Below are 16,166 nucleotides of genomic sequence, written 5' to 3' on the forward strand. Positions count from 1 at the left end.
CTGTCAAGCAGGCTCGATCACATCCGGATCACATTGTCGCGTTCGTAGACTTAACCGGTCTTTACACGGCAACATTTTCCTTGTTGGCTCCCTTGAAATAGTTTATCGTGCGATCCGAATAAGGAACATGACATGACACAACCATTCGACATTGACCAGACGCGTAAAACCTGTACGCGCTTCCTGACCGGCAAACTGCTGCAAAGCGGACTCAAGGGCTTCATCGTGGGGCTGTCCGGCGGCATTGACTCATCCCTGGCGGCGGCTCTGGCCGTAGCGGCGGCGGGGCCTGAAAAGGTTCTCGGAGTGATGATGCCGTACAAGACTTCCTCGGAGGCCTCCCTTACCGATGCCCGCAAGTTAATCGAACATCTCGGTATCGAGCATGAACTGGTCGAGATTTCACCGATGATCGATGCTTATTACGGTGAAATAACCCCGGACCTGAAGCTGCGCGCGGGCAACAAAATGGCTCGCGAGCGTATGTCGATCCTGTTCGACCTGGCCCACAAACATCAGCGACTCGTTCTCGGAACCGGTAATCGCACCGAAATTTGCCTCGGTTATACGACCTGGTACGGTGATTCCGCCTGCTCGCTTAACCCGGTCGGCGACCTCTATAAAACTGAGGTTCGTGCTTTGTCCCGGGCAATGAATATCCCCGAGTCGATCATTACCAAAGCCCCCTCGGCCGATCTCTGGACCGATCAAACCGATGAGGGAGAAATCGGCGTCAGTTATGAGACTATCGATCAGCTCCTGCGGCTGATCGTAGACGAGGGCGAACGATCTATCGCCGCTATGGAGGCCAAAGGTTTCGCTGCGGTAGATATCAGTCGGGTGGTCTCACTGATGAATCGCAATGCCTTCAAACGGAGTCTGCCCGACATTGCACCTCTGGGTAAACCGGGGATTCCGTCTGAAATCTCTCTCGCAGAGTAAGGAGCACGATGAGCGATTCAACCGGGGGCTGCCTCTTTCTCGTACCGACTCCTATCGGTAACCTCGAAGACATCACCGAACGAGCGATTAAAACCCTCGAAGCGGCCGATCTGGTAGCCTGCGAGGACACCCGTCACAGCGGTCAACTGCTCAAGCTGCTCGGCCTGAAAAAACGGCTGGTGTCTTATCACGACTTCAATGAATCGTATCGAGCCGGGCAGTTGTCATCACTGATGACCGAGGGAAAAACAATAGCGGTCATAACCGATGCCGGATCGCCGGGTATCTCCGATCCGGCCTATCGCCTCGTACGAAGCGCCATCGACGCCGGAATTCCAATAGTACCGCTGCCGGGACCGACGGCCCTGATACCGGCCGTTACGGCCTCAGGTCTGCCGACCGACCGTTTTTTCTTCGAGGGATTCTTATCCAATAAATCAGCAGCGCGGCGCAACCGGCTGGAGAAATTGAAGGACTTCGATCACACCCTGGTCTTTTATGAATCGCCTCATCGCACCCACAAAGCCCTGCACGACATGCTCGAGATACTGGGTGATCGTCCCGCCTGCCTGGCCCGGGAGATCAGTAAGAAATTCGAGGAATTCATTCGGGGCAAATTAAGTGAGTTGATCACTCGCCTGGAGGGTAAAACAATCAAGGGTGAGGTAGTGCTGGTAATTGCCGGCGCCGGTTTCGCCGGAGACGGCAAGGACGAAAAGGACGAATAATGCATCCAGAAATGTTCCATATCGGGAGTTTTCCGATTCGCAGTTACGGCGTCATGTTGGCCATATCATTCCTCGTCGGAGTACTTTACGTCGGGCGTATGTCCAAACGGGACAAAAAGCCCTTCGATCAGTACCTGGCGCTGGCTTACATCATGATCATAGGGGGAGTAGTCGGCGCACGGCTGGCTTATGTCCTCTTCCATCTGGATGAATTCGCGGGTAACTGGACCGCCACCTTCAATCCGTTCCATTCCGGTTCGTACGGAATCGCCGGACTGAATATGTACGGCGGTGTGATCCTCGCCGTTATCGGAGCGTATATTTATTGCCGGATTAAGAAACTGAACGTATTGGACACATTCGATTATTTCGCTCCGACCATCGGGCTCGGCCTGGGTATTACCCGCATCGGCTGCTTTCTCAATGGTTGCTGTTTCGGAACCCCTACCGATCTTCCCTGGGGCGTCGAATTCCCCGTTGGCTCCATCCCCTACCATGTTTTCGGCAGTGCTCACCTGCACCCGACCCAGCTTTATTCATCGCTTTACGGTATCATCCTTTTCATCGGCCTGCATTGCCTGCTGAAACACCGTCGCTTCGTCGGTCAGATCGTGGGGGTAATGTTCATGGTCGAGGCTGTGTTCCGCTATGCCATCGAGGCCGTGCGATATTACGAAGACGCCATGCACATGACGGTCTTCGGGATAGACTTCACCTACAACCATTTCATGTCGATCGGGCTTTTCCTGTTGGGCGCCGGGCTTTACTGGTTCGGCCACCATGCGGCTAAAAAAGCCGAGACCGCCGCTTAAAGACCGGAGAAAATCTTTTCGGCAAAGCGATCGGTCATACCGGCCACGTAATCGGCGGTAACGATTTCCAGCGGATCTTTTTCGAGCATTTTCTGAAATCGCAGCGGCATCATACCGGGATTGTCCCGAAATGTCTCGTAAAGACGGGTGATGATTTCCCGCGCTCGTTCGGACAGCAGTTTAAGCTGAGGATGACGATAGAGATTCTGCATCAGATAGCTTTTCAATCCCGCCACGGCTTCTTTTATTTCCGTCGAATACCCCACCAGCTTATACGGAGAATGCCGCACCGCCTCGAGATCGACGATTCTCGCCTCTTCGATCCGGCGTAATGTCTCGGCCATGACATCGGACGCCATGCGGTCGATCAGTCCCCGGATCAAAGCGTATCGACGTTGATCTCCCTCCAGCGTGCGGACTTGATCCCGCACGGTCGAGGTCAGTATCGGGAAAAACGACTGCGACGATAAATCGGCATATTCGATCAATCCCGATGAAAGCCCGTCGTCGATATCGTGCGCGTTGTAGGCGATTTCATCAGCGGTATCGACCAGCGAAGCCTCCAGGGTCGGTTGCTTGCTGTCGTCGAATTCCGGCAGGCTGATCTTCACTTTAGTCTCATGTTTGACAATCCCCTCACGCACCTCATAAGAGAGATTGAGACCGGGATGATCCGGATAGCGTTGTTCGAGATAATCGACAATGCGCAACGACTGCCGGTTATGGTTGAACCCGCCGTGCTCGCTCAGGAGTTTGTCGAGGACATCTTCACCGGCATGTCCGAACGGTGTGTGACCGAGATCGTGCACCAGCGCCACCGCCGCGGCCAGATCCTCGTTGAGGCGAAGATTCCGGGCCAGGGTACGACTGATTTGAGAAACTTCTATCGTATGAGTCAGGCGGGTACGGAAATGGTCCTGTTCATAAGAAACGAAAACCTGCGTCTTGTACTCCATGCGACGGAACGCAGTCGAATGAATGATCCGGTCACGGTCGCGCTGGAAAGCGGTGCGGAGCGGATGCGGCGCCTGCGGATAACGTCGCCCTCGCGAATCCCCCGACAATGCGGCATACGATGCCAGCAACGCTCGTTCCTGATTCTCGATATCCGGTCTGGTCAGTAATCCCATTGAAATATCTTCATTCCTCTCGACTCGATCCGATCTTCGTCATTAAACCGCCGCCGGTGGTAAAACCGAGGACCGGATGATAGTTAACGGCGAAGGTCAACTCGAATCCGCCTGCGGTCAACTGCAACGCGCCGCCGTATTCGAACGGAGCGCTATGGACACCCCATAAGATACGTGCTTTTGACGAAAGCGCAATCTGTTGTCCGACGGCAATGCGAGTCTCCTGATCCTCCTCCGATATCAACCGTGCGACAATTTGAAAATCCCCGGGGCGTGCATATTCGGCGAACAACGACAATCGTCGCGGCTCCGCCGGGCTGGTATCGACGAACACGGGCCGATTGAGATTATCGGCCGTCATCCCAACGAAGCAGGAACCGAAGCGGTAAGAGCACCCGACACCTGCGGCAGCCGCCCTGAGCGAACCATAGCCGCCGCCGAATTCGAGTCGACGACCACTTAGAATTATCCCGACTGCGAGCGAACGTCCCGCCCAGCCCAACATCCCTCGCAGCGTCTGGTCGATAAAAAGGTCACTCCGGCCAAACTGGCTTACCCCGAACGCCGCCACCAACCGGGAACGACGGTACTCCACCGCCGCGGCATACGTGGTAAATTCTTTCATCTCATACTGCTGCAGATAATCGACCTGAAACGACAAGCCCTCCGGAGCGGAACAAGACAACACCGTCAGACAATCAGCCGGTCGCGGTTGAGACAAAATCACGGCGCCGCCCAATGCCTCGTTAGTCGTCGATTCCACCTCGAAAGACTGAGCACTGACTGTCGCCGGGATCAAAAGCATTAACAGGATGACCGGAGATAGAAATTTCATCGCGCCACCACCACCGCTGCTTTACGAGCATCACCGCCGCCGATCTCGAAACAAATCAGATACATCCCCACCGCCACCCGTTTGCCGGCATCGTCGCAGCCGTTCCAGTAATACTCGTTGGAGCGATAAACACCGTCTTTCAGATCGCACACCTCGCGTCCGGCCCGATCGAATATCCTGAGTTCGAACTCGGTCAAATCAGGGGCGTTTAGACGAATCAAACAGCTATCGTCCACACCGTCACCGTCCGGCGAAAAAATGTTCGGGAGGACCTCCATCGCAACCGAGCCGCCGGTCTCTGAGAAAACCACATCGTTGCTTTCCCCCGGAGATCCTCCGGCCTGTTCCGAGCGTCCCCAGACATCAAAATACTCGTCGGTCTCTCCCCGGCACCAGGAGTGGTTGTTATCGAATACCTCGTCATAGGGACAGGCGTCGGCCACGAGACCGTACGGATCGATCAAGCGTACGGTGTCGACATCATCGTTCAAACGCGACCAGGCCGTCGGTTCGACCACTGCCGCCTCATCGAGCAGGTAGTACGAGAGCATTGCCGTAACGTCCTGTGCGACCACGATGCGCTCTCCCGGCCGGAGAACACCGGCATCGGTTAACGGGTAACATTGACGTGCATCGCCGATTTGCCATGAATCAAGATTCCAGTCCTGATCGGAGCGATTGTACAGCTCAACCCACTCACTCCCCAAACCATCCTTTGGATTGGGGAGAAACTCCGTAATAACCAGCGGCGGATAATACCGGCCCGGGACAATCACCTGCAAACGGTTGTTGTCCGGGCGGTCATCATCGGGCAACGATACCACAAACGAGGTCCACAGTTCGTCCAGGTTCATAATGAAAACAACGACAATGTCGGCGCCGGGATCGAGCGGATTTACGGTTTCCGAAATCATGCCGGGACTTCCCGTAAGAATCAAGTCCGCCATCGTCGACCCGAGCATCCCCTGGTTCTTGACCGTGATACGTATATATGTCTGCCGGTTCTCCACGGAGCAATCGACAGCGACAATGGCCAGATCGCGCTCCACCGGGGTGGTTGAGTTGATCCGCCCCGGCGTCGATCCGCTGATATCCTCACACGGGCCGATGACATCACCGCTCGGTTCATGCCGCTCCCAGGAAACACCGTCGGCGCCGGATTCATTCCAATCGAAACGAGATATCTCGGCATAAGCATCCCACAGCCTCACCGAACCGCCGGAGTTAGTCAAACCGAAATCCGCCTCCAGTGGAGCACCGATAGTTATTTCCTCATCGCAATCACCCCAGACACCGGAGGAATCTCCCCAGTATCCTTCGAACGACGCCGAACCGTCGGCCGCCGTTAAACAACGACATAGAATCAGAAATTCACCCGGAGTAATCGTCAGACCTTCGGAGAATAACACAGTGTCGCCGTCGGTATACAGAACGAACTCGGTCAGATTCACCGGAACGGCCGATGTCGATATCAGCTCTATCCATTCGAGATTGCGAAACGCTCCCGGTTCGTTGGCCATGACCTCATTGACCACCACCTGCCCCTGTCCGTCCGATATCAGAGAAGCCAACAACGCTATGACCGCTACGACAAGCCTGATCATAACGTTAATCGTATCTCCGCAGAAGCCGTCGTTTCATGAGTCGATACCTCCCCGGAATAATACCGGTGACTGATTTTGACGAGCAATTCCAAGTTAGCAGAAAGTGACCGCCGGTGCAACAGAAACCCATACCAACGACAGGTTCCTTCCAAGAACCTCCGACAGCGCCAATCCGACCAGACCTGCCATTCACCTCGGCTTTTTGGACAATAAGTGCCGGTGACGAACAACTCCGTCAGGTCGGGCTCATCTTCCTGCACGATATGACCGAGGTAACCGCGAAAACTCACGATATCGCCGGAACGACGCAATTCCAGACGAGCCTTACGATAGCTGTAGTTCTCGGTCGTATTAACGGTAACACGATGCGTTCTTCGTTCCAACAGATCGACTCTTAAACTCCATGCCCCCGGGATGTCGTATTCCAACGCCGTCATTGCCTGCAACGCAGTGGTATCACGGTTAACCCAGCCGGTCAGAAGCGAACTGACCAGTCTCAACTTCCTTTGCAGCGGCAGAATCGTGCGAACGAGACCTCCGCTTTGGCCCGAACGGCGGCTGCTGAAAGTCAAAGTATCGTCATCGAAGCGGAACGTTCGATTGAGGCTGATCGCTTTGGAACCGCCGGTCAAATCGAGATACCTGTCGGCGTACCACCAGGCAGCGTATCGAATCGAGGCGGTTTTATGTTTATGACTCGCTTCCAGCACCACCGCTGCCGGCCCCGAAGAATCTGCGGCCTGAACAACCGACTCAACCTCCAACCGGCCGCCGCGATAGTGATAAGCTGCATTGAAGGCGAGCTTGACATCGTGCAGAAATGTTTCGCCCGAGCGACGACACAACTCCGATGCGACAAACGACAGTCTTAGGTGAATCTTCCGTCCACGTAGATCTCGCCCGCCCGAACCGGCTGCCGAGCTTAGTCGATAGTCGGCGTTGCGATGATCGGACAACAGCAGTTCGGTTGTCCATGTCCCCGGCGCCAGACGACAATAAAATCCGTTGGCGGAGCCGTTGTCAGGACTGATGAAGGATTCCACATCGTATCCTGATGGGGCATCGATTAATCGCCCGCGATAACCGACGGCCGCTCCCAAACCGAACCGCCGGGAGAAATCACCTGCCGTGATCTCGCGCACTATCCGGTTGTCATCATAATAACTCACCGCGCGATGCGTAAACCGTTCCTTACCGGATTGGCTTCGGCGGACGTTCAAGTCGACTCGCCAGTTATTGTCGGGTCGTAAAATTAAACCGGATTCGTATTCGGAGGCGGCGTCATCCGCCATCTCCCGTGCGATACGATGTCGCCAGACCAAGCGCGAAGAGGACATCCCGGTAGCGGTAAAAGCTCGGGACTGCTCTTTCTCCAGAATCGACACACTGGAATCGTTGGCGGCAGCGAAGAAACTAAGATTGGGGATATTATCGAGCAGGTGGAGACGTAGTGAATCAACCGGTTGTTCGATCAGATCGAGCAACGTCCGATACTGCTCCGGATCAATCTCGCCCGAGATGAGCGCTTCGTCCAACTCCTCCCGCGACGGCAATACCAGATCAGACAAATCCTGCGCGAGCGCCCGACCCGCCGGGGTCAGGGTCAGGCAGGCGATGAGCACACCGATGAAAATTGACTTCAAGACTATTTCAAGTCGTACTTCTTCAGCTTGCGGTAAAGGGTCCGCTCCCCTATCCCCAGCCGCTCGGCGGCGGCGCGGCGATTGCCGTTGGTCTGGAGCAACGCCCGCTGAATCAACTCCCTCTCCATTTCTTCAAGACTGGTAGCGGTCATATCCGGTTCTTCATCGGGAATGATCGTAGTCATGGCTCCCTCTCCGGGGAGATGCGATTTGATCAGGTCCCGCAACGCCTTGACCTCCTGGCCGAGCGAAAGAATCGCCCGATAGATCAACTCCTGTCCCGCTTCCTCGACCGTGCGTCCGGTCGCCACCGGCAAATGAGTCGCCGTGGACTGCTGTTCCCGCAGGAAAGCGTCGACATCCGTCACTTCGACCAGGCCGTCTGATTTGAGCGCCTTCATCCGATCCGCGAAATTCCGCAATTGTCGCACGTTGCCCGGCCAGTCGAACTGCATCAATCGTTCCAGCGCCCGGTCGGAATAAGTCAGATCAGGTCGTGACCGCCAGAAATGTTGCAACAGCGGCTGAATGTCGCCCTTACGTTCCATAAGCGGCGGCACCGTGATTTTAACGACAGCTATTCGGAAATACAGATCCTCACGGAACTCACGATCGGCGATGGCATCAGTCAGATCACGATTGGTAGCCGACACCACGCGAACGTCGGTTCGACGCGGTTGCGATGAACCGACCGGATAATAAGTGCCGTCCTCGAGCACCCGCAGAAGTTTAACCTGCATATCCGGATGTGTTTCGCCGATTTCATCGAGAAAAATAGTACCGTCGTTGGCTCGATTGAACAAACCGTCACGGCTGGCCACGGAACCGGTAAAGGCTCCTTTCTCGTGCCCGAACAATTCCGACTCCAGCACACCTTCGGCAATAGCGCCGCAGTTCACCGCCACGAAAGGCCCCTTACTGCGGGGAGAATGGTGATGAATCGCCTCTGCCACCAGCTCTTTTCCGACTCCCGAAGGCCCCACGATCAGCACCGACATATCGGTTGGTCCGACAGTGGCGATACTCTCTGCGACTCCTTTCATCCGGGCCGAGCGGGCTACGATACCACATTCGTCCAGGAAGCGTTTGGTCTCAAGAATCTGATCCACCTTACCGGACAGCCCGCCGGTTCCCAGCTCCCAGCTTACGACGCCGTCGATATGTTCCGGCTCCGTTTCCCAGGTTAGATCATCGCTGACCAGTCGCCAGATTTCGGTAAGACCGTTATGTCGACGGATCCTCATTGCCACGGCCCGCGTAAGATCGGTCCGGGCCGAGTCGACCAGAATCAGGTCGATTTGTCGCTCTTTGACCGACTGATACAGCAACGATACCTCGGTGAACAATTCGCCGATTTCTCCCCAGTCGATCTCGTTGTAAAACGGGCTTTTCGCGTCGATCAGGATCGCTACTCGACGTTTCCGTTCATCGGCCGTCAACGACATTTATCTTACCTCCGGCACGCTTTATCGTTTTTTCTTGCCCCGTTTGGCAGTTTTGGACCGGCTGTTCTTGCGCGTCTTCGCCTTTGTTTTGGAAGAGCTCTTTTTCCCGATCGAGGCGGATTTGGGCACAGCCTGTTTCGTCTTCGCCGTTTTCGATTTCACCACGGCGCTTTTCTTGCCGGAGCCGTCCTCGATCACGAACAACTCGATCTCCTGCGCTGCCGTGTCCACTCGCATTACGCCGACCTTGATCGCATCACCCATTCGAAATACTCGACCGGTACGACGACCTACCAGGCGATATTCCTTTTCATCGAACACGTAATAGTCGTCTTCGAGCGATGAAAGCCGAACCATGCCCTCGACTCCCATGTTGTCCAGACGTACGAAGAAACCGTAGTTGAGAACACCGGAAATAACACCGCTGTACTCTTCACCGAGTTTCTTGGCCATGAACTGGACCTGCTTGACCTTGACTGCCTGGCGCTCCGCTTGCTCGGCAATTCGTTCGGTTTCGGAGCAATGTTCACCGACATGGTTGATAACCGAAACCACCCGGCGGGCGTACTCGACCGGGTAATGCCCCTGTTTGAGCTGTCGCAGCAATCGGTGCACCAGCAGATCGGGATAGCGCCGGATCGGTGAGGTGAAATGCGTATAATGCGTGAAAGCAAGACCGAAATGGCCGATATTCTTGAGCTGATAAACCGCTTTTTGCATCGAACGCAACATCAACTCGTTGATAAAATCAGCCTCCGGTTTGTCCTTGATCTTCTCCAGAAAACGCGCGAACTGAATCGGCTTCAGTTCCTCCGAGACCGGGAAACTGTATCCGAGCCGGGTCATCATGTGTGAGAAATCGTTCAGCTTCTCGAGGTCCGGTTTGTCGTGCACACGATACAGGAAAGGCTGCCCCTTGCGGAACACCTCCAGCGCCACCGCCCGGTTGGCGGCCAGCATGAATTCCTCCACCAGCCGATGCGCTTCCAGCCGTACCCGATTGCCCAATTCCAGCACTTCCCCTTTTTCGTTGAGAACGATTTTCGCCTCGGGAAGATCGAAATCGAGCGAGCCCTCGGCAAAGCGACGCTTGCTCAACAGGCGAGCCAGTTCTCGTGCTACGGTCAGGTTGTCCGCCACTCGCTTGACCCGGTCGTTGGGCGGTGTGCCCTTGTCGAAATACTCCTGCACCTCCTCGTAAACGAGACGCGACCGACTTTTTATAACCGCATCGTAGAGCTTCCACGAAAGCATCTTCCCTTCGTTGTCGAAATCGATCACGATCGAATGTGTCAATCGACGGCGATTGGGATTGAGCGAGCAAACATCGTTGGACAGAATTTCCGGAATCATTGGAATCACCGTGCCCGGCAGATAGACCGAATTGCCGCGCCGGAACGCCTCGGTATCGATCACGGAACCGGCAACGACATAATAAGAGACATCGGCGATATGTACTCCCAGCCGGTACCCGTCGCTTCGTTTCTCGACGGATACGGCATCATCGAAATCCTTGGCATCCGCCGGATCGATTGTATAAATGCAGTCACTGGTGAAATCGGTTCGATCAACCAACTCCGCTTTACCGGGAATAACCGCCCGACGCTCCGCCTCTTCCAGTACCTCCGGCGGGAACTCCTCGGGGAGATCGAACGATTTGATAATAGTCAGCATATCGACCCCGGGATCGCCGGGCCGTCCGAGTCGCTCGACAATTTTCCCCTCGGGATTACGGTATGGATCATCCCACACGGTCAACCGCGCAACGACTTTCTCTCCCTCCGCAGCGCCGAGCGTTTCACTTTCAGGAATGAGTATATCACGATGAATATGAGGATTGTCGGCCGTAACGAATGAAAAACTCGGACCGTGCTTGAACACCCCCACGATCTTACGGTCGGCCCGCTGAATCACCCGGACGACACTTCCGGTCTGGCGTTCACCCCGGAAACTGCCCAGACGGACCATGACTTTATCTCGATCCAGGGCCGTTCCTAACTGTGAGGCCGGGATCATGATGTCCTCATGTCCCTCATGCGGAACAAAACCGACACCGGTGCGAGTGATTGAAATCTCTCCCACCACCACATTCATTTCGGAAGCGAGACCGACTCGATTCCGCTTAAGGCGAACCAGATCGCCCGACTCCAACAGAGACTTGATCGACCGTTTGAATTTGACATAGTCCGGCTTCGGAACGCCAAGCGTCTGAGCCAGTTCCTTGACCTTCATCGGTCGTTGCACCAGACTCTGGATGAGTTTCAGTATTTGGTTGGTATCTAATGACATGAACAGAATAAGATTAGTTTTAAGGCGGCCGTCAAGCGAAAATGGCATATATTGCGCCAATTTGACAGATTAAGGCAACTAAGCTATTGATACACAATACAAAAGGCGTCCGCTAAGTTTAGCGAACGCCTTATCCGATCTGTGATCAGCCAGAAATGTTGTGGGACTAGCCGTTGTTATTCAGATCGTCAATGTTATATATGCAGCCCATGCCGCCAGGTCCGCGTCCGGTACCATCACCGGGACCACGACCGCCGCCATTGTTACCAGGTCCGCGCCCCTGGCCCTGACCCTGGCCCTGGCCTTGGCCGTTATCACCGCCGGGACCGAATCCGGGACGTTCCATCCGCATTTCATCCATTTTCTTCAGTTGGTCCGCAGTAAGTTGCGCCCGGACTTTCTGCTGATGAGAATAGCGCATTTTTTGTCCCTGAGCACGCAGACGAGTAAGCTCGTCAATCGCAGCCCCCACGGCTGACTCTGAGGCATTGTCGCGCTCCAACGCGCGGAGTTTAATTTCGGCCTTCTGCACTTCGGCCCGATGATCGATCATCTGCAACTGGAATCCTTCCATCAGACCCTGAATCGCTTCGATCTGAGTATCCGTCAACTCCAGATCACCGGCCATACCAAGAACACCCATTGGTCCGCCACCGGGGCCACCCGGGCCACCCATACCCGGACCAGGTCCGTTCATTCCACGGCCGCGCATCCCGTGAGGTCCGCTGCCGTCACAAATCCCCTGAGCTTTGCCGCCGCCCGGTTGAGCAACCGCTATACCGGCCAACAACAGCAGAGCCGTCAACGTAAAAATCAAACCTTTCTTCATCGTAATCTCCTTTTACCGTTACCGTAGTTGTCGAATCAACGTCAGCAGTTCCTGCTTACCGACCGGAGGCGTTGTCTTCCGACGGACTCACCGGTGGTGTCTGGCCTCTGAAAGCCCTTAGTTGCTGCAGGAATTCGAAGTCAAATCGTTCGTTAAACACCATCATCTTGCCGTACTGCTCCGCGGTCAGCAGCGAACGGGATTTCTCGACGAAATCATCAATTACTTTCATTCGCGCTTTCTTAATTTCGTCTACCCGATCGGAGAGTCGGTAGATGTCCTTATCCAACAGCGTGCCGTCACCGAGGCCGGCCCCGAGAGAATCGAGCACCGCCACCTGCTCATCATCCATCTCCTGCATAGCTACCCGCATTCGATTGAATGCCGTCAGAAATTCTACTTCCTGATCCGGGGCAAGATCCAGCAGTTCCAGCATCTTGAGCATCCGCAATTGGTCCAGGTGTTTCCTTGACTGCCTCATCTCGCCCATCATTCCACGGCGACCATAACCCGGCCCCCCCATACCGCCAGGGAGATCATCGGGACCGGCTTGAGCAATAACAGAGTCATCCCACGGACCTCCGGAGCGATCGTCACCGCCCCGATAGCCGTTGCCACGCTGTTGCGCCTGAGCCGTCATAGCTGCGAGACAAAGCAGAGTTATCATAACAATTAGCGCGCGCTTCATAGAAGATCCTCTACATCTATGTTTTCCAGCAAATAGTCGTATTCTTCCTGGCTGATATCATCAACCAGCATATCCCCCGCATTCGTTTGATAGCTGCTGTTAACCTGCCATAATAAGGCGTTTACCGTCGGTTCATCCGGCTGATCCAGCGCCGGGTCGGAGAATATGTTCAAAAGGTTGTCGGATTCGGTCATCGATTGAATCTCACTGGGGGCCGTGTCATGCACCGCTTTCTGGGCAACCATGCCGAAAGTAAGCATCAGCACCATCGAGGCTGCCACCGGAACCACTTTACGCAATTCGAGCACCGGGCGCCAGCGCTCCTTAAACGACTGCCACCAGGTCCGTTTTTGATCGAGCAGATCCAGACGTTCCTCGATATTCTGAAACATTACGGCCGCTTCATGCCGCTCCGGATAAAATAACTCATCGGGGGGCATCAGCGAGGCCAGTTGCTGCTGCTCTTCGAAAAAGGCGGCACAATCCGGACACTTCTCCAAATGAGCTAAAAGCTCTTCCGGAATCGTCCCTTGTGACTGCCGCCCAAACCAGAGCAGGAGTTCCTCTTGAACGAAATTGCAGTTCATTGATGCCATCCTTTATCTTTAGCCCACTCTCTCAATTTAGCGACTGCCAAACGGTAGTGAGTTTTAGCCGTACCTTCCGCTTTACCGATAACCGTGGCAATCTCACTGAATCTGAGTTGCTGATAGAATCTTAACTCAAACACCTGACGTTGTGCCTGCGGAAGCTCTGTAAGAAACTCCTGAAGTTGTTCGCGCAATTGACGGTTGGAGATATCCCTCTCGGGATTACCGTCAGTTTCAATTATCGCCATCGGCTCATTTTGTTCAGCATCCAGCGACTTGTTCTTACGATCAGCGGACTTGAGGTAATTGAGCGTTTTGTTCGAAGCTATTCTAAAAAGCCAACTCGAAAAAGCTGCTTCACCACGAAAATTCCCCAGGTTTTCCCAGGCCGATACAAAAGTCTCCTGGGTCAGGTCCTTGGCGGCTTCGCGGTCGCCCGTCATTCGGTATGTTAAAGCAGTTATGTTGTTCATCATCATCCGCACGATCTGTGAGAATGCCCGGCGGTCGCCATCACGAGCCAGGGCAGCTAATCTGTCAATCTGTGCGCCGTCAGCTTTCGCCATACATCCTCAGTCGTGCTTAAGACAACTCCCTTAAAAGAACGGATTAATAACCGGGGAATTGCTACAAAAAAAGCCGGAGACTTCCGGCTTTTGCTAAGATACAAAACAACTTAGTCTTTACGGCTCTTTTCCAGAACCTTGGCGTAACCGGTCAGATTCTCCAACACTTTGCCTGCACCGCGGACAACACAAGTCAACGGATCCTCAGCTACATTGACCGGGAGATTGGTTTCCTGGCGAAGGCGCTTGTCCAAACCGCGCAACAGGGCTCCGCCGCCGGTCAGGATAATCCCCCGCTCCAGAATATCCGAAGCCAGTTCCGGAGGCGTCCGTTCCAGCGCCTGCCTAACCGCTTCGACGATAATATCGATTGTTTCCGATAGCGCCTCACGCACCTGCACCGAAGAGAGCTTGAGGTTCTTCGGTACTCCCGCGACCAGGTCACGCCCACGGATATCCATCGAGAGCTCTTTGTCCAGAGGGAAAGCCGATCCGATCTTGATCTTGAGCAACTCCGCCGTCAATTCACCGATCAACAGGTTGTAGTTCTTCTTGAGATACATGATGATGGCATCGTTCAGCTCATCTCCGGCCACCCGAATCGAAGTATCATTGACAATTCCGTTCAGGGCGATAACGGCAATCTCGGTCGTTCCGCCGCCGATATCGATAATCATACTGCCGGAAGGCTGTTCCACCGGAAGACCGACACCGATTGCGGCGGCCATCGGTTCCGCCAGCAGATACACCTCACGCGCTCCGGCGTTTTCAGCCGAATCACGCACGGCGCGTTTCTCCACTTCGGTAATTCCCGAAGGCACCGAAACCACCACCCTCGGCTTCATCAGATACTTATGACGAACCACTCGCCGTATGAAATCGGCAATTAATTTTTCCGATATTTCGAAGTCGGCGATAACACCGTCCTTGAGCGGTCGAATGGCGGCAATTCCACCCGGAGTACGCCCCATCATTTCCTTAGCCGCGGCGCCGATAGCCAGTACCTTACCCGTCGACTTCTCAACCGCTACCACCGAAGGCTCATTCAGAACAATACCCTGGTTGCGGACATACACCAGCGTGTTCGCTGTCCCCAGATCGATTCCAATGTCATTGGAAAGGGCGTCGAAGAATCCCAAGTAAAAATCCCTTTTTGTAGTTCGTCCCTGAGTCCATTGCCCCCTAAGGAGAAATGAACCGCTTCCGGCCCGTTTGGCCTATGTTCCACTAGTATCGAAACAAGCTGGAAATAAGTTTACACTGAATGTCGCCCCGGGGCAATCTAAAAAGAACTTTACAAGGCGAAATGTACCGGTTCGGGAGTTTTCGGAAAGCCCGGACTTACCAGTTCATCCGGTAAATCCGCTGCCCATTGCCGGTACGAACATGAGGCCCCCTGATTTTAACTATTATTTTCATCACTACCCAGCCGAAACCGAATCCGCCTACATGGGCCATCCAGGCCACGCCGCCCCCCGTGGCTGAATCCATAATTGACATCAGGATCTGATAGGCAAACCAGATCCCCAACACCACCTTGGCCGGAAGTTGGATAAACTGGATAAAGAAAAACACGAACAGAATCGTAATACGAGCCTGGGGATGTAACACCATATACGCGCCCATTACCCCGGCAATCGCCCCGGAAGCGCCAATCAAAGGCACTTCCGAATGCGGACCGAAAACGGTGTAAAGCGTGATTGCGGCCAACCCCGAAAACAGGTAAAAAACAACAAAACCTATCTTCCCCAGATAATCCTCGATGTTGTTTCCGTAGATCCAAAGAAAAAGCATATTCCCGATCAGATGCAACCAGCCGCCGTGCATGAACATTGAGGTAAACGGCGTCAACCAGACCGGGACTGCGATCTGGGGTGTCAGTTCCACCGATGATATCAACTCGTACGGAATATACCCATACTGAAAAGTGAATATCTGAAAACCGCGCGAGCCTAGCGAATAAGCATATAAGAAAACCAGTGTATTGATTACGATCAGTGTGACAGTCAACACTGGTTTGTGATAGGTGGGGATGTCATCTCGAATCGGGATAAACATTCCTGAG

General features: G+C 54.4%; 15 protein-coding genes. 3 read left to right on the plus strand and 12 right to left on the minus strand.

The window, feature by feature from the left end:
* Window positions 1–132 precede the first annotated feature (132 nt).
* The 3 genes from PLF13_09000 to lgt are packed head-to-tail and all read left to right on the plus strand — an operon-like array spanning window position 133 to window position 2,482.
* Window positions 133–942 (plus strand): NAD+ synthase, encoded by an 810-nt coding sequence (locus PLF13_09000; GenBank protein ID HOP07414.1) that lies wholly within the window; start codon window positions 133–135, stop codon window positions 940–942.
* An 8-nt stretch (window positions 943–950) separates the two neighbouring features.
* Complete coding sequence (rsmI, locus tag PLF13_09005) at window positions 951–1,670, plus strand: 16S rRNA (cytidine(1402)-2'-O)-methyltransferase (GenBank protein HOP07415.1); 720 nt, start codon at window positions 951–953, stop codon at window positions 1,668–1,670.
* Window positions 1,670–2,482, plus strand: a complete 813-nt coding sequence (gene lgt, locus PLF13_09010; protein HOP07416.1) for a prolipoprotein diacylglyceryl transferase — start codon at window positions 1,670–1,672, stop codon at window positions 2,480–2,482. Before rsmI ends, lgt begins: the two co-directional genes overlap by 1 nt.
* On the opposite strand, the gene PLF13_09015 is transcribed toward lgt, so the two are convergent.
* From PLF13_09015 to PLF13_09070, 12 genes are all read right to left on the minus strand, one after another.
* Complete coding sequence (locus tag PLF13_09015) at window positions 2,479–3,612, minus strand: deoxyguanosinetriphosphate triphosphohydrolase (protein HOP07417.1); 1,134 nt, start codon at window positions 3,610–3,612, stop codon at window positions 2,479–2,481. The genes lgt and PLF13_09015 overlap by 4 nt on opposite strands.
* Before the next feature lie 10 nt (window positions 3,613–3,622).
* Window positions 3,623–4,447, minus strand: a complete 825-nt coding sequence (locus PLF13_09020) for a hypothetical protein (protein HOP07418.1) — start codon at window positions 4,445–4,447, stop codon at window positions 3,623–3,625.
* On the minus strand, window positions 4,444–6,051 hold the full coding sequence (locus tag PLF13_09025; GenBank protein HOP07419.1) for a lamin tail domain-containing protein: 1,608 nt from the start codon (window positions 6,049–6,051) through the stop codon (window positions 4,444–4,446). The genes PLF13_09020 and PLF13_09025 overlap by 4 nt, the downstream gene beginning before the upstream one ends.
* Window positions 6,048–7,694: a hypothetical protein gene (locus PLF13_09030; GenBank protein HOP07420.1), complete on the minus strand. Its 1,647-nt coding sequence runs from the start codon at window positions 7,692–7,694 to the stop codon at window positions 6,048–6,050. Before PLF13_09030 ends, PLF13_09025 begins: the two co-directional genes overlap by 4 nt.
* Window positions 7,695–7,696: 2 nt before the next feature.
* Window positions 7,697–9,139, minus strand: coding sequence for a sigma-54 dependent transcriptional regulator (locus tag PLF13_09035; GenBank protein ID HOP07421.1), 1,443 nt, complete (start codon window positions 9,137–9,139; stop codon window positions 7,697–7,699).
* Window positions 9,140–9,160: 21 nt separating this feature from the next.
* Complete coding sequence (gene rnr / locus PLF13_09040; GenBank protein ID HOP07422.1) at window positions 9,161–11,476, minus strand: ribonuclease R; 2,316 nt, start codon at window positions 11,474–11,476, stop codon at window positions 9,161–9,163.
* Between the two features lie 118 nt (window positions 11,477–11,594).
* Entirely contained in the window at window positions 11,595–12,257 is a 663-nt protein-coding gene (locus PLF13_09045; GenBank protein HOP07423.1) for a hypothetical protein, read from the minus strand.
* Between the two features lie 55 nt (window positions 12,258–12,312).
* On the minus strand, window positions 12,313–12,945 hold the full coding sequence (locus PLF13_09050; GenBank protein ID HOP07424.1) for a hypothetical protein: 633 nt from the start codon (window positions 12,943–12,945) through the stop codon (window positions 12,313–12,315).
* On the minus strand, window positions 12,942–13,532 hold the full coding sequence (locus PLF13_09055; GenBank protein HOP07425.1) for a hypothetical protein: 591 nt from the start codon (window positions 13,530–13,532) through the stop codon (window positions 12,942–12,944). Before PLF13_09055 ends, PLF13_09050 begins: the two co-directional genes overlap by 4 nt.
* Window positions 13,529–14,101 carry an RNA polymerase sigma factor gene (locus PLF13_09060; GenBank protein HOP07426.1) on the minus strand — a complete coding sequence of 191 codons (573 nt, stop codon included), beginning with the start codon at window positions 14,099–14,101 and terminating at the stop codon, window positions 13,529–13,531. Before PLF13_09060 ends, PLF13_09055 begins: the two co-directional genes overlap by 4 nt.
* Window positions 14,102–14,211: 110 nt before the next feature.
* Window positions 14,212–15,240 (minus strand): rod shape-determining protein, encoded by a 1,029-nt coding sequence (locus PLF13_09065; protein ID HOP07427.1) that lies wholly within the window; start codon window positions 15,238–15,240, stop codon window positions 14,212–14,214.
* Between the two features lie 202 nt (window positions 15,241–15,442).
* A complete protein-coding gene (locus tag PLF13_09070) occupies window positions 15,443–16,159 on the minus strand; it encodes a rhomboid family intramembrane serine protease (protein ID HOP07428.1) in 717 nt (238 codons plus the stop codon).
* Between the last annotated feature and the right edge of the window lie 7 nt (window positions 16,160–16,166).

This window comes from Candidatus Zixiibacteriota bacterium (genome assembly GCA_035380245.1).
Classification (GTDB): Bacteria; Zixibacteria; MSB-5A5; order GN15; family FEB-12; genus DAOSXA01.

Bases quoted from the DNA above. Each gene is read 5' to 3' on its own strand.
- PLF13_09000 (HOP07414.1), top strand. From the start codon at position 133: ATGACACAACCATTCGACATTGACCAGACGCGTAAAACCTGTACGCGC.
- rsmI (HOP07415.1), top strand. From the start codon at position 951: ATGAGCGATTCAACCGGGGGCTGCCTCTTTCTCGTACCGACTCCTATC.
- lgt (HOP07416.1), top strand. From the start codon at position 1,670: ATGCATCCAGAAATGTTCCATATCGGGAGTTTTCCGATTCGCAGTTAC.
- PLF13_09015 (HOP07417.1), bottom strand. From the start codon at position 3,612: ATGGGATTACTGACCAGACCGGATATCGAGAATCAGGAACGAGCGTTG.
- PLF13_09020 (HOP07418.1), bottom strand. From the start codon at position 4,447: ATGAAATTTCTATCTCCGGTCATCCTGTTAATGCTTTTGATCCCGGCG.
- PLF13_09025 (HOP07419.1), bottom strand. From the start codon at position 6,051: ATGATCAGGCTTGTCGTAGCGGTCATAGCGTTGTTGGCTTCTCTGATA.
- PLF13_09035 (HOP07421.1), bottom strand. From the start codon at position 9,139: ATGTCGTTGACGGCCGATGAACGGAAACGTCGAGTAGCGATCCTGATC.
- rnr (HOP07422.1), bottom strand. From the start codon at position 11,476: ATGCCATTTTCGCTTGACGGCCGCCTTAAAACTAATCTTATTCTGTTC.
- PLF13_09045 (HOP07423.1), bottom strand. From the start codon at position 12,257: ATGAAGAAAGGTTTGATTTTTACGTTGACGGCTCTGCTGTTGTTGGCC.
- PLF13_09050 (HOP07424.1), bottom strand. From the start codon at position 12,945: ATGAAGCGCGCGCTAATTGTTATGATAACTCTGCTTTGTCTCGCAGCT.
- PLF13_09055 (HOP07425.1), bottom strand. From the start codon at position 13,532: ATGAACTGCAATTTCGTTCAAGAGGAACTCCTGCTCTGGTTTGGGCGG.
- PLF13_09060 (HOP07426.1), bottom strand. From the start codon at position 14,101: ATGGCGAAAGCTGACGGCGCACAGATTGACAGATTAGCTGCCCTGGCT.
- PLF13_09070 (HOP07428.1), bottom strand. From the start codon at position 16,159: ATGTTTATCCCGATTCGAGATGACATCCCCACCTATCACAAACCAGTG.